Genomic DNA, 13,992 nt, shown 5'->3' with positions numbered 1-13,992 from the left:
ATGTTCACCAAGGTTCTCGTCGCCAACAGGGGCGAAATCGCCGTCCGGGTCATCCGGACATTGAAGACAATGGGCATCGCATCGGTCGCGGTCTATTCGGATGCCGACCGTTTCGCCATGGCGACGCTGCTTGCCGACGAAGCTGTTCGCCTTGGCTCCGCGCCAGCAAGCGAAAGCTATCTCGATATCGATAAGGTTGTCGCCGCCTGCAAGGTGACGGGTGCGCAAGCTGTCCACCCCGGCTACGGCTTCTTGTCAGAGAACATCGGCTTTGCCGAAAGGCTTGCCGCCGAAGGCATCGTCTTCATCGGTCCGCGGCCCGAGCATCTCTCCGCCTTTGGGCTCAAACACACGGCGCGCGAGCTTGCAAGGACAAGCGGCGTGCCGCTGCTGCCGGGCACTGGTCTGCTGCGGAGCCCTGAACAAGCGCTGACGGAAGCCGAAGCGATCGGCTATCCCGTGATGTTGAAAAGCACCGCCGGCGGCGGCGGCATCGGCATGCAGCTGTGCGCCGATCTGGCAAGCCTGAAAGCCTCCTTCGACAGCGTGCAGCGCACGGCGCGCGCGAGCTTCGGCGATGCCCGCGTCTACATCGAGCGCTTCGTGGCCGATGCCCGCCATGTCGAGGTGCAGATCTTCGGCGATGGCAAAGGCCGGGTGATTGCCCTTGGCGAACGCGACTGCTCGCTGCAACGGCGAAACCAGAAGGTCGTCGAGGAAACGCCCGCACCAGGCCTGTCCGCCGCGACGCGCACCAGACTGCACAGGGCGGCGACCGATCTTGGCACGTCCGTTTCCTATGAATCGGCAGGCACCGTCGAGTTCATCTACGATCCCGATCGCGAGGAATTCTATTTCCTCGAGGTCAATACCCGCCTGCAGGTCGAACATCCCGTTACCGAGGCCGTTTTCGGCATCGACCTCGTCGAATGGATGATCCGCCAGGCCGCCGGCGAGGATGTCGTGTCCGGTGCCGGGAGGCTTGTCCCCAAGGGTGCGGCGATCGAGGTTCGCATCTATGCGGAAATGCCGCATGCGGATTTCCGGCCGAGCGCCGGGCTGCTGACGGAGGTTGCCTTCCCGCAAACCGCCCGTGTCGACAGCTGGATCGAGACTGGAACGAAGGTGACGCCGTTCTACGATCCGATGCTCGCGAAAATCATCGTTGCCGCCGACGATAGGCCCGCCGCTATCGAGAAGCTGAAGGCCGCACTCGCCGATACGTCGATCGCCGGTATCGAGACCAATCTCGGCTATTTGCGCGAGATCGCGGCGTCCGAACTGCTGGCCAGCGGCAAGGTGGCAACGACGGCATTGCGCGATTTCGCCTTCGTGCCTGATGTCATCGAGGTGCTGGCGCCGGGCGCACAATCGAGCATCCAGGAATTGCCAGGTCGTCTCGGCCTCTGGCATGTCGGCGTGCCGCCGAGCGGGCCTATGGACGAGCGCTCCTTTCGTCATGCCAACCGGCTTGTCGGCAACGCCGATACGGTTGCCGCACTCGAGTTGACGGTTTCCGGCCCGACCCTGCGTTTCTTCGCTGATACGCGCGTCGCGCTTGCCGGCGCGCGCATGGCGATGCGTTGCGACGGCGAGCTGCTGCCGCACGATTCGGCGGTGACGATCCGCGCCGGGCAGGTACTATCGATCGCCAGCATCGACGGCGCCGGCCAGCGGGCCTATCTGGCGGTCGAGGGCGGGTTTGCCGCACCACGCGTGCTTGGATCCCGCGCCACCTTCGGTCTCGGGCAATTCGGCGGCAACGCCACCGGCGCGCTAAGGACCGGACATGTGCTGCATCTTGCCCGGCAAGCACCGACGGAGCCGGCGAAGGCACCGGACGAACCGGCGGCGCTGACCCGTGCCTGGGATGTCGGCGTTCTCTATGGTCCACATGGCGCGCCAGACTTCTTCGCCCAAGACGACATCGATGTATTGTTTTCGACGGCCTACGAGGTGCATTTCAACAGTGCCCGCACCGGCGTCCGTCTCGTCGGGCCGGCGCCGAAATGGGCGCGCAGCGACGGCGGCGAGGCGGGGCTTCATCCCTCTAACCTGCATGACAATGCCTATGCGATCGGCGCGATCGATTTCACCGGCGACATGCCGATCATCCTTGGTCCCGATGGTCCAAGCCTTGGCGGCTTTGTCTGCCCGGCGGTGATCGCGCGCGACGAGCAATGGAAGATGGGCCAGTTCAAACCGGGGGACCGCATCCGATTTCATCCGGTGTCGAGGCCAGGGGATGCGCTCGCGGCGCCAGCGATCCACCGCGCCATGGACGACAGGGGATCTCCGATTGTCGGGCGAAGCGAGGATGGCCCCGTTTCCGTCGTCTATCGCCGGCAGGGCGACGACAATCTGCTGGTCGAATACGGCCCGATGGCGCTCGATATCGCGCTGCGGCTGCGCGTGCATCTGCTGATGCAGGCGGTCACGGAGGCGCGTTTACCCGGGATCATCGATCTCACGCCGGGCATCCGTTCGTTGCAGATCCACTATGATGGAACCACACTGACACGAAAGCGCTTGCTTGAGTTGCTGGCGGATATCGAGGCATCGCTGCCAGCGGCGCAAGCGGTCAAGGTGCCGAGCCGCATCGTGCATTTGCCGCTCTCCTGGAACGATCCGGATGCGGAACTCGCGATGCGCAAATACCAGGAGCTGGTGCGGCCAAACGCGCCCTGGTGCCCGTCGAACATCGAGTTCATCCGCCGCATCAATGGGCTCGCCGACGAACAGGCGGTTAAAGACATCATCTTCAACGCCAATTACCTCGTGCTTGGCCTCGGCGATGTCTATCTCGGTGCACCGGTCGCAACACCGATGGACCCGCGCCACCGCCTCGTGACGACCAAATACAACCCGGCTCGAACCTGGACGCCGGAAAATGCCGTCGGCATCGGCGGCGCCTATATGTGCATCTACGGTATGGAGGGTCCGGGCGGATATCAGCTTTTCGGCCGAACGATTCAGGTCTGGAACACCTGGCGGCAGACGCCTGTTTTCACCAGGGGCAAACCCTGGCTTTTGAACTTCTTCGACCAGATCCGCTTCTTCCCCGTCTCCCACCAGGAACTGACGGAAGCGCGGGCGGCCTTTCCGCATGGTGGCTACCCGGTTCGCATCGAGGAGACGGAATTCTCGTATGCGGCCTATGAACGGGAACTCAAGGCCAACACCCAGTCCATCACCGCTTTCAAAAGCGTCCAGCAAGCCGCTTTCGATGCCGAGCGCAAGCGCTGGAAGGACGAGGGGCACGACAGCTTCGTCAGCCACGAGGGCCTGGGTGAGAGTCTCGATGGCGACATTCCGACCGGCTGCTTCGGCGTCGCCAGTGCGGTACCGGGCAACATTTGGAAACTGCTGGTCGAGCCGGGGGCGTCGGTTGCTGCCGGGGACACACTTGCCATCATCGAGTCGATGAAAATGGAAATCAACGTCACTGCCCACGCTGCAGGCCGCGTTCGCGACTTGCGTGCCGGGCCAGGTCGAAACGTCAAGGCAGGCGACATCATCGTCGTCCTGGAGGAATGCTGACATGCTGCCGACCATTCTCGATCTTTCAAGCCTTCGAGCCGCATATAACGCCGGCATGACGCCGCTCGATATCATTGAAGCGGTGATCGCCCGACGCGCCGCCTCCAGGGATCCGGCGATCTTCATCACGCAGGCACCCGACGAGGATCTGCGGGCGGCCGCCCGTGCGCTGATGGCAAACATGCCCGAACCGAACAGCCTGCCGCTCTGGGGCATCCCCTTCGCCGTCAAGGACAATATCGACGCCGCCGGTCTTCCGACCACCGCCGGTTGCCCCGCCTACGCCTATAGTCCGCAGCGCGATGCTACGGTCGTTGCGCGATTGAAGGCCGCTGGCGCCATCGTCGTCGGCAAGACCAATCTCGATCAGTTCGCAACCGGACTTAACGGCACGCGCTCACCCCACGGCGCGCCGCGCTCGGTCTTCGATGCCGACTATGTTTCCGGCGGATCGAGCTCCGGGTCGGCGGTCGCGGTTGCCGCCGGCCTTGCTACTTTCGCTTTGGGTACCGACACCGCCGGTTCCGGCCGTGTTCCCGCCGCTTTCAACAACCTCGTCGGCATCAAGCCGACGCCCGGACTGCTGCCGAATACCGGGGTCGTTCCGGCGTGCAGAAGCGTCGATTGCGTCACGATCTTCGCGGCGACGGTTGGCGACGGCATCGCCATCCGCCATGTCGCGGAAGGGTTCGACGCCGCCGATGCCTTCTCGCGCGAGGCCAAGCCGGCTTCATTGCCGGAGTCCGGCTTGCGTATCGGCGTTCTCGATGGCGCTGAACGGGAGTTCTTCGGCAACGCCAGTGTCGAGCGGCTCTACGATCAGGCAATCGAGAGGGCGAAGGCCCTGGGCGCAACCATAGTGCCTTTCGACTATGCGCCTTTCCGCGAAGCCGCGGCCCTTCTCTACGACGGTCCCTGGGTCGCCGAGCGCCTTGCCGCTGTCAAAGGTTTCCTTGAGACCAATGCCGGTGATTTCGATCCGACGGTGCGCGCCATCATCGAAGGCGCCAGGGGCAAGACGGCGGTGGATGCCTTCAATGGCCGCTACAGGCTGGAGGAGCTGCGCCGCAAGACAGAGTTGGAATGGAAGAAAGCCGACATCCTGCTGCTGCCGACCGCGCCGACGACCTACAAGGTCGCCGACATGCTTGCCAATCCCATCGTCCTCAACGGACGGCTCGGCCGCTACACCAATTTCGCCAATCTGTTGGATTGTGCGGCCATCGCCGTTCCTGCTGGCTTCAGCGACAGCGGCCTGCCGGGCGGCGTGATGCTGGTTTCTCATGCGTTCACCGACGATGCGCTGGCGCCCTTCGCCGATGCGTTACACCGGGCAGCCGCCTCGGGAATGGGTATCGACCGCAATGTTGTCCTTCCAGAGACAAGCCGTGTCGTTGTTCCCGATGGAGGCCTGATCGAGATTGCAGTGGTTGGCGCCCATCTGAGTGGTATGCCGCTCAACCACGAACTCACCGGTCCGGGCGGCCGGCTGGTGAAGGCCTGCCGCACAGCTGGCGACTACCGCCTCTATGTCTTGCCCAACACCAGGCCACCGAAACCCGGCCTCATCCGCGAACCTGGATATAAGGCGCAAGGGCTCGAGGTGGAGATCTGGGCGTTGCCCGCCGATGCCTTTGGCCGTTTCGTGCAGAAAATTCCCAGCCCTCTCGGAATAGGAAAAGTGGTGCTCGATGATGGCTCCAGCGTTTCAGGGTTCCTATGCGAGGCTTATGCCATCTCCGAGGCCCGCGAGATCACGGATCTCGGCGGATGGAGGGCGTATCTGGGCGCGGGGAGATAACGGATAGCGATCCAGAGGGGACAAGCCATGAAGCTCGTACGGATGATCCTGCGCCTGATCTACGACGGAATGAGCGTGCGTGCGTCACCAACGAGACCATCGGAACCCCGGCCGAGCAACCGCCCGTGCTGTATCAGCGGCCACGAGAAAGAGGGAGGTGATCGCAATAGGTCTTGACGCCAAACGGCTCTCTGCCTTCGGCGTCCAGATTCTTGATCTGCCCAGATTGACAAACAATTTTGGTATACTAGAATGCAACTAACCAACAAGAAGGGAACTGAAAACATGAGAACGAGAATACTCACATTGGGTGCCGCCTTTGCCTCGTTGATGACCGGCACGGCATTTTCCGAGGAAATCACCGTTTCCTGCGGGATCGGCGACGTCCAGATCGCCCAGTGCAAGCGGGACGCGGACGCGTGGTCGAAGGAAACCGGAAACAGCGTAAAGGTCGTCGAGGGCCCCGCCAGTTCGAGCGACCTGCTCGGTATCTATCAGACACTTTTCGCCGCGCAGTCGAGCGACATCGACGTTGTCATGGTCGATGTCGTCTGGCCGGGCCTTCTGTCGCCCTTTCTTATCGACCTGACACCGTACATGAAGGACCTGACGCCCCAGAACGTCCAGACGATGATCGACACGTATACCGTCGACGGCAAGCTCGTCGCGGTCCCTCAGTTTCTCGATATCGGCGTCCTCTACTACCGAAAGGACCTTCTCGACAAATACCACCGCCCCGTGCCGGAAACCTGGGAAGATCTGATTGCGACCGCCAAGCTCGTTCAGGACGGCGAGAGGGCGCAGAACAAAAGCTTCTGGGGATACGCACTGCATGCGTTCGCTGACGAGGGCCTCACTTGCGCCGCGGCCGAATGGGTGGATTCCTATCGCGGGGCATTTGTCTCCCCCGACGGCAAGATCGCGGTCAACAGCCCCCAGGTCAAAGCCGCTTTCTCGACCATCGCCCGGTTCATCGGCAACATCGCGCCTGAGGGGTCGCTGACCGCCAACGAAGAGAGTGCGCGTGGCGTGTTCCAGTCTGGCAACGCGGCATTCATGCGCAACTGGCCTTATGCCATCTCGCTGATGGAAGCCGATGACAGTCCTGTTAAGGGCAAGTTTGCTGTAACCGCACTGCCCAAGGGTGGACCGGATGGCAAACATTCCGGCAACCTCGGCGGCAATGGCTTCGGTGTCTCGAAGTTCTCCAGGCACCAGGATCTGGCTGCTCGGTTCGCTATGTACATGGGCAGCAAGGCGGCCGAAAAAGCGAATGCGTCACAATTCTCTCTTATTCCTTCGCTGAAGGAACTTTACGCCGACAAGGACGTGCAGGCCGCCAACCCGGCGCTCGCCAGCCTTCCCGATCTGGACAGTATCCTCGTGCCGCGGCCGGCCCAGACGAAGTCGAAGTATAACCGCGTCTCCAGCGCCATCTTCTCGACGGTCTCCGACGTCCTTTCCCATAAGATCGACCCGGACCACGCGACGGCATCGCTCGACCAGAAACTGAAGCAGATTTACAAGGGGAAATGGTAGTTCCCGGCTGACGTGCTCGATCGCGGTAAAAATCGGGAGCAATATCTTGCTGAAGAACGTGCATCGCCGGCCCGCAATCAGCGCCTGGTTGCTTCTTCTGCCGCTTATCGCGGCAGTTGGAGCGACCGCCGCCTGGCCGCTGGGACGAACCTTCGTGATGTCCTTTACGGACGCCACGCTGGGAAACCCGGTGACATCCTTCGTCGGACTTCGCAACTACTTCTACTATGAGGATGGCCAGGCCTACGGTCTGTTTGCCGATCCCGAGTGGTGGCTGGCGGTAAGGAACACGGTCGTCTTCGCGGCCGTCAGCGTAAGTCTCGAAACCATTTTTGGGCTCCTGCTGGCGTTGTTCCTCAACATCGAAATGCCGGGGCGCAATATCGTGAGAGCAATCGTTCTGATCCCCTGGGCGATACCCACAGTGGCCTCGTCCAAGGCCTGGGCATGGACGTTGAACGAACAATTCGGCGTCATCAACGACATGCTGTTGCGGTTGGGCGTCATTTCATCGTCCGTCGCTTGGACCGCCTCCAGCAGCACAAGTCTGCTGACGGTCATCATGGTCGATGTCTGGAAGACAACGCCATTCATGACGATCCTTCTTCTTGCGGGTCTGCAGTCGGTTCCAAGGGAATGCTACGAGGCGTCCCGCATCGACGGTGTCCCCCCTCTGCGTAACTTCTTTTTCGTGACGTTGCCGCTTTTGGTTCCAACCTTGTCGGTCGCCGTGATGTTCCGGACGATCGATGCGCTCGGAGTGTTCGACGTCATCTACATTTTGACCTCCAACAATCCCGCGACCATCAGCATGACCGGCTACGCCCGGCGAATGCTCGTCGATTTCCAGGATCTTGGCGGCGGCTCGGCGGCTTCCGTCACACTGCTCGTCATAACGGGAACGATCATCATCGGGCAGCTCATGCTGAGACGGTATCGCACCGAGCGAGGGGAATGACCGCGATGCGCTACAAGATACTTTACTGGCTCACCGCCACGGCGATTACAGCGGTCGTGCTCTTCCCGATCTACTTCATGTTCATCTCTTCACTGCGCTCGGGCGCCGAACAATTTCAGGTGGCGTATTTCCCGAGCGTCCTCCGGCTGGAGAACTATAGCCGCCTGTTGACGGACAAGGATTTCCTCGGCGCGCTCGCAAACTCCATCGTCGTTTCGACGTCCGTAGCTCTGGTAACGGTCATGGTCAGCATTCTGGCGGGCTATGCGATCGCGCGCATTTCGTTCACGGGACGAGCGCTCGTATCCGGTTGCCTTCTGGCCATCTCGATGTTCCCACAGGTCGCGGCCTTGCCTGGTCTTTTCAACACCATCCAGGGACTGGGCCTGTATAATTCCGTGGGCGCATTGATCTTTTCCCATCTGATGCTGACCGTACCGTTCACCGTGTGGGTTTTCGCCGCATTCATCCGGGAGATCCCGGTCGATCTGGACGAATCCGCGATGATGGATGGCGCCGGCCGCCTCAGAACCCTGTTTCGCATCATCGTGCCGATCTTGATGCCGGCGATCGCCACGACGTTCGTGCTTGCCTTCATCATCAGCTGGAACGAATTCCTGTACGCGCTGACCTTTTCGCTCACGCCAGTGTCGCGGACCGTGCCCGTCGCCATTTCCCTGCTCAGCGGAACGACGCCGCGTGAGGTGCCTTTCGGTGCCATAAACGCCGCCTCGGTCATCATCACCGTGCCGCTCGTGATCGTGGCATTCATCTTCCAGAAGCGTCTCGTATCCGGCCTTTCCGCCGGGGCGATCAAAGGCTGAATTCGTCCGACATGAGCAGGAATTCAAATGGCAAACATTGAACTCAAGGGGCTGTCGAAGTCCTATGGCCACACCACGGTTCTGGACGCCTTGAATCTAAGCATCGCCAACGGCGATTTCGTGACCATTGTCGGGCCTTCCGGGTGTGGAAAGTCCACCCTGCTGAGGATGATCGCCGGTCTGGATACGATCTCCTCCGGTCACCTTTTCTTCGATGGCAAGATTGTGAACGACATCGCTCCAAAGGAGCGCGGGGTCGCGATGGTTTTCCAGTCCTATGCACTTTATCCGCATCTTTCGGTCTATGATAACGTAGCCTTTGGCCTCAAGGGACGCATGCCCAAGCCCGCCCTTCGGGAAAAAGTGCTCGACGTCCTTGAGCGTCTGCAGCTTTCGAAACTCGCCAAGCGCCTGCCCAAACAGCTCTCGGGTGGACAGCGGCAACGCGTCGCGATTGCCCGCGCCATCTCCCGGGAACCCGGCGTCATGCTGTTTGACGAACCGTTATCCAATCTGGACGCCGGGCTCAGAAATCAAACGCGTCTTGAGATTGCCCGATTGCATCGCGCCGTTGGCTCGACGACGATCTATGTCACGCACGACCAGGCAGAGGCGATGACACTCTCGGACAAGATCGTGCTCCTCAATGGCGGTAGGATCGAACAGTTCGGCTCGCCGCTCGATATTTACCGCAGGCCGGCAAATCGTTTTGTCGCCGAGTTTATTGGGTCGCCGAAGATCAACATGCTTCAGAAGAACGAAGCGTTGCTGCTCTTTGCGGCAACGCCGTCGGCCAGCGATATCGGGGCCCTTGGAGATGTAGTCCTCGGCCTGCGCGCGCATGAACTTGAAGCCGTGCCCCTCGATGGCGCCTCGCTGAAGGCACGGGTTTCTGTCGTCGAGGAGTATGGCGATCGCGCGTACATCTACGTTGAAACCGAAAAGTTCAACACCCTGCTAGTCATGGAAATGACCGCCATGGAGGACGTGAAGGTGGGCGATGTCGTGGGCCTTGCGCCTCGTGTTCCCGAACCGCTTGTCTTCGATCTGGAGAGCGGCGCGCGTTTGGAAAAAGGGCAAGCGGCGTGAGCGATCCGATATCGCTCGCTAGTTTTGAGATCGAGAAAGGAACGGCCCTATGAGTTTCGGTGTTGGCGTCATCGGATGCGGCAATATTGCCCCGAATTATCTTGGCAATGCGAAGCTATTCGCGGATATCGAGGTCAAGGCCGTCGCCGATCTGAATGAGGCGTTGGCAACCTCGCGCAGTGTCGAGTTCGGCATCGACAAGAACAGCGTCGATCAGTTGCTTGCCCGTGACGACATCGAGGTCATTCTCAATCTGACGCCGCCGGTTGCGCACGCGTCCGTCACTCGCGTAGCGCTTGCGGCCGGCAAGCATGTCTATTCCGAGAAGCCACTCGCCACGAATTTTCAGGAAGGTCTGGCCCTCAAGAATGAAGCCGAGCGCCTGGGTCTTTCCCTTGCCGTTGCTCCCGACACGTTCCTCGGAGCGTCGCATCAGCTCGCCCGCCGCATCATCGACAATGGTGACGTCGGACGGATCGTCGGTGGCGCCGCATTCTTCCTCTCGCCGGGAATGGAGAGCTGGCACCCAAACCCGGGCTTCTTTTTCAAGGCTGGTGGCGGACCGCTCTTCGACATGGCTCCGTATTATCTGACGGGTCTCGTCAATCTGCTTGGACCGATTGAGCGTGTCGTGAGCATGTCGAGTGCCGGAAGGACTACACGTCTTGTCACGGCCGAAGGCCCGATGAGCGGAAAGGAGATCCCGGTGGAAGTCCCAACCACGTTCTGGTCGGTGTTGGCCTTCAGGTCGGGAGCGCAGGTTTCCCTGGGCGTCAGCTGGGACGTGCAAATGCATACGCTGCCCCATATCGAACTCTATGGCTCGGAGGGTTCTCTTCGGCTTGCCGATCCAGATCAGTTCGGTGGCACTGTCCATGTCGGCAAGCACTCTTCCTGGCAGGAAATCGCAACCGAAGGGCGGCGCTTCGGGGGGCCGGAAGGAACCTGGACGGATCACCGCATCCTCGGCCTCGTCGACATGGTCATCGCGATCGCGGAAAAACGCGAGCCAAGAGCCTCCGTCGACCGTGCTCTGCATGTCCTTGAGGCCATCGAATCCCTCACCGCCGCGGCGGTGGGGGGGAAGGCTGTGGTGTTATCGACAAGCTGCGAACGGTCGGCACCGTTCGATTCCTCGCTCATTCGCCTCCGTTAGCGAACCCAAGATCAAATGTCGCAATCCGCACATTTTGATGGTATACTAGTACACGAAAGGAATATGAAATGCGTCTAGGATTCTATACCAACTATACCCCGGAACTGGCATCCTTCGCCAAGGAGACCGGCTTCAACTCGCTTGAGCTCTCCGCGTGGCCTGAATCCTCGCTCAACGCCGACAAGGTAACGGCGGGCGACTGCGAAAAGATCAAGCAGGATCTGAAGTCGAAAGACATCGAGATTTCGGCGCTCGGCTACTACCCAAACCCACTCTCGCACCACGAAAGCGAGGCCAAGGAGGCGCAACGCTACCTGAAGAAAGTGATCGACCTGGCGGCCAATATGTCTATTCCCGTCGTCGCAACCTTTGCGGGTCGCGATGGAGGCAAGACCGTCAAGGAAAATCTTCCGCTCTTCAAGGAAACCTTTTCGCCAATCATGGACCACGCCGAAAAGCGCGGGATCAAGATCGCCATCGAAAATTGCCCCATGATGAACCGCTTCACCATGCAGGGCGAGAACATTGCCTTCAGCCCGGAGATTTGGGCAGCGATGTTCGACCTCGTGCCGTCCAAGTATCTCGGTCTTGAGTTCGACCCATCGCATTGCGTCTGGCAGGGGATCGACTATCTGAAGGCCGTCTATGATTTCGGCGACAAGATCTTTCACGTCCATGCCAAGGACATGGAAATCCGCCAGGACGTGCTCGGCAAGGCAGGTATCTACGGGCTCGCACTGAGCGACGTGGACGGGCTGGGATCCGGCTGGTGGCGTGCTCGTGCGCCGGGCTGGGGGCAGGTCGACTGGGCAAAATTCATTACCGCGCTGATCGAAGTCGGCTACCATGGCAATATCGATATCGAGCATGAAGACGACGTCTTCGCCCTGGCCAACAAGATCGGCGGCATTCAGACCGAATATGATATCGTCAACGCCTATGGAACCGAGACACAGGGCCTGCAACTTGGCTTCAAAACGTTGTCGAAATACATTCCGACCGTTTGATTTGAATTCTCACATCGGCGGCGTCTGACGCCGCCGATCGTCTATTCTACCTCGGGGGCGCAGTGGCCAGGCCAAAGAATCTTCTTCAGAATGACCTCAGTCTATCGTTGAGAGCCAGCGTGCCGTCTCACAGGGCGACACTTGGCGAGCAGGCCTACGAAAATCTGAGATCCGCTATTCTGACCACCAAGCTGCCGCCGGGTCTCCATCTGTCCGAGCAGGACTTGTCCGACGCAATCGGGATCAGCAGGACGCCGATCCGGGAAGCGATCCGGCGCCTGATCGAAGAGGGGCTCGTCGAAGTCTCGGCCCAACTTGGAACGCGCATTGCCTTGATAAGCCTTCCACGGATCCGACAGGCAATTTTCGTGCGAAAGTCCATCGAGTGTGCGGCACTTTCCTCGATCGTCTCGATAGGCAAGCAGGACCGTCGAATCTTGGAAGACGATCTGCGCAGTCACTCGAAAGCCATGCAAGGTGACCTCTTTGCGCTGTTCGAAGAAGATGACCGCTTCCACAAACACCTGATGGAAGCATGCAACCTGAGCCTGGCTTATGACGCGGCGAAGTCGGTTTCCATCGAACTGACGCGCGTGATGTTCCTGATGGGCGTGGATCGGTCCTATTTTGAAGGCGTGTTCAAGGATCACGCGGGTATCGTTGATCTGCTCACCAGGAAAGGCGACATCCCGGCCGCCTCGGCCCTGCTCGCCGAACACCTCAGCGGCTTTGAGTTCGACGCTGAAGAAATCCTGCGTACGAAAGCCGATTTCATCAAAACCGAGTAGTGCGGCAAAGCTCAATCAGTATCCAAGACCACCGTCAGGCGGGTGTGGGGAGGAGAGACCATGGCAATTGAAGGATCATCGGGAGAAGCAGGCGAGCCTCGTATCCGGCTCGGGATGGTGGGCGGTGGCGCGGGTGCTTTCATCGGTGCGGTGCACCGCATCGCGGCTCGCATCGACGATCAGTTCGATCTCGTCGCAGGTGCGCTGTCCGCCTCGCCCGACAAGGCGATGGCGTCGGGCCGTGACTTGCGCCTCGATCCGTCGCGCACCTATTCCAGCTATCGCGAGATGGCCATCCGCGAGGCAAGGCTGAAAAACGGCATCGAAGCGGTGTCCATCGTCACGCCAAACCACGTCCATTACGATGCGGCCAAGGAATTCCTCAGGCGCGGTATCCATGTGATCTGCGACAAGCCGCTGACGTCGAACCTTGCCGACGCCAAGAAGCTCAAGAAGATTGCCGACGAGAGCGGCGCGCTGTTCGTGCTGACCCACAACTACACCGGCTATCCCATGGTCCGTCAGGCGCGCGAAATGGTTGCTAATGGCGATCTCGGTGACATCCGCGTCGTGCAGGCCGAATATCCCCAGGACTGGCTGACCGAGGCGGTTGAACAGTCCGGCCAGAAGCAGGCGGCATGGCGCACCGATCCGGCGCAGTCCGGCGTCGGCGGATCGACCGGCGATATCGGCACGCATGCTTACAATCTTGCCGCCTTCATCACCGGGCTGGAACTCGACAGTTTGGCGGCCGATCTCGACAGCTTCGTCGAAGGCCGGCGGCTGGACGACAATGCCCAGGTGATGCTGCGTTTCAAGGCAAAGGGTTCGGAAAAACCAGCCAAGGGCATGCTCTGGTGCAGCCAGGTGGCGCCAGGCCACGAGAACGGCTTGATGGTCCGCGTCTATGGCACCAAGGGCGGGCTGGAATGGACGCAAAAGGACCCGAACTATCTCTGGTTCACCCCGTTCGGCGAACCGAAGCGGCTGATCACCCGCAATGGTGCAGGCTCCGGTGCCGCCGCCGCGCGCGTCTCCCGCGTTCCCTCAGGCCATCCCGAAGGCTATCTCGAAGCCTTCGCGACGATCTATGCCGAAGCAGCGCGCGCCATCAACGCTGCCAAGAAGGGCAAGGCTGTCGATCCGGCTGTTGTTTACCCGACTGTCGACGACGGCGTGAAGGGCGTTGCCTTCGTTGAGGCCTGCGTCCGGTCTTCAAAAAGGAATGCAGCCTGGGTCCGTGTCGACGATCTTTGAAATCACTACCAAGACTCGAAGGCTTGGAACACA

Annotated in this window: 10 protein-coding genes; all 10 read left to right on the top strand. The window is 60.5% G+C overall.

Translation table 11 applies throughout. The features are described 5' to 3' along the window. Complete coding sequence (gene uca, locus CGZ66_RS05015) at nucleotides 1-3,540, top strand: urea carboxylase (protein ID WP_095082159.1); 3,540 nt, start codon at nucleotides 1-3, stop codon at nucleotides 3,538-3,540. A 1-nt stretch (nucleotide 3,541) separates the two neighbouring features. Beyond that, the gene (gene atzF / locus CGZ66_RS05010; RefSeq protein ID WP_095082157.1) at nucleotides 3,542-5,341 is read left to right on the top strand and encodes an allophanate hydrolase; all 1,800 of its coding nucleotides are present in this window, start codon (nucleotides 3,542-3,544) and stop codon (nucleotides 5,339-5,341) included. Between the two features lie 285 nt (nucleotides 5,342-5,626). Continuing rightward, nucleotides 5,627-6,880: an ABC transporter substrate-binding protein gene (locus tag CGZ66_RS05005; protein ID WP_167392004.1), complete on the top strand. Its 1,254-nt coding sequence runs from the start codon at nucleotides 5,627-5,629 to the stop codon at nucleotides 6,878-6,880. A 46-nt stretch (nucleotides 6,881-6,926) separates the two neighbouring features. Continuing rightward, the gene (locus tag CGZ66_RS05000; protein WP_245331024.1) at nucleotides 6,927-7,838 is read left to right on the top strand and encodes a carbohydrate ABC transporter permease; all 912 of its coding nucleotides are present in this window, start codon (nucleotides 6,927-6,929) and stop codon (nucleotides 7,836-7,838) included. Further along, nucleotides 7,835-8,662, top strand: coding sequence for a carbohydrate ABC transporter permease (locus CGZ66_RS04995; RefSeq protein ID WP_095082153.1), 828 nt, complete (start codon nucleotides 7,835-7,837; stop codon nucleotides 8,660-8,662). Before CGZ66_RS05000 ends, CGZ66_RS04995 begins: the two co-directional genes overlap by 4 nt. Before the next feature lie 27 nt (nucleotides 8,663-8,689). Further along, nucleotides 8,690-9,751 carry an ABC transporter ATP-binding protein gene (locus tag CGZ66_RS04990; RefSeq protein ID WP_095082151.1) on the top strand — a complete coding sequence of 354 codons (1,062 nt, stop codon included), beginning with the start codon at nucleotides 8,690-8,692 and terminating at the stop codon, nucleotides 9,749-9,751. Between the two features lie 49 nt (nucleotides 9,752-9,800). Further along, a complete protein-coding gene (locus tag CGZ66_RS04985; protein WP_095082149.1) occupies nucleotides 9,801-10,907 on the top strand; it encodes a Gfo/Idh/MocA family protein in 1,107 nt (368 codons plus the stop codon). A gap of 68 nt (nucleotides 10,908-10,975) precedes the next feature. Continuing rightward, entirely contained in the window at nucleotides 10,976-11,914 is a 939-nt protein-coding gene (locus tag CGZ66_RS04980) for a sugar phosphate isomerase/epimerase family protein (protein ID WP_095082147.1), read from the top strand. A gap of 119 nt (nucleotides 11,915-12,033) precedes the next feature. Next, nucleotides 12,034-12,702, top strand: coding sequence for a GntR family transcriptional regulator (locus CGZ66_RS04975; protein WP_206073679.1), 669 nt, complete (start codon nucleotides 12,034-12,036; stop codon nucleotides 12,700-12,702). A gap of 60 nt (nucleotides 12,703-12,762) precedes the next feature. After that, entirely contained in the window at nucleotides 12,763-13,959 is a 1,197-nt protein-coding gene (locus CGZ66_RS04970; RefSeq protein WP_095082143.1) for a Gfo/Idh/MocA family protein, read from the top strand. The last annotated feature ends 33 nt before the right edge of the window (nucleotides 13,960-13,992 follow it).

The sequence above is a fragment of the Mesorhizobium sophorae genome, from assembly GCF_002270415.1.
Taxonomy (GTDB): domain Bacteria; phylum Pseudomonadota; class Alphaproteobacteria; order Rhizobiales; family Rhizobiaceae; genus Mesorhizobium; species Mesorhizobium sophorae.
The sequence above is the reverse complement of the archived record's forward strand: the minus strand, read 5'-3'. Positions and strand labels throughout refer to the sequence as shown.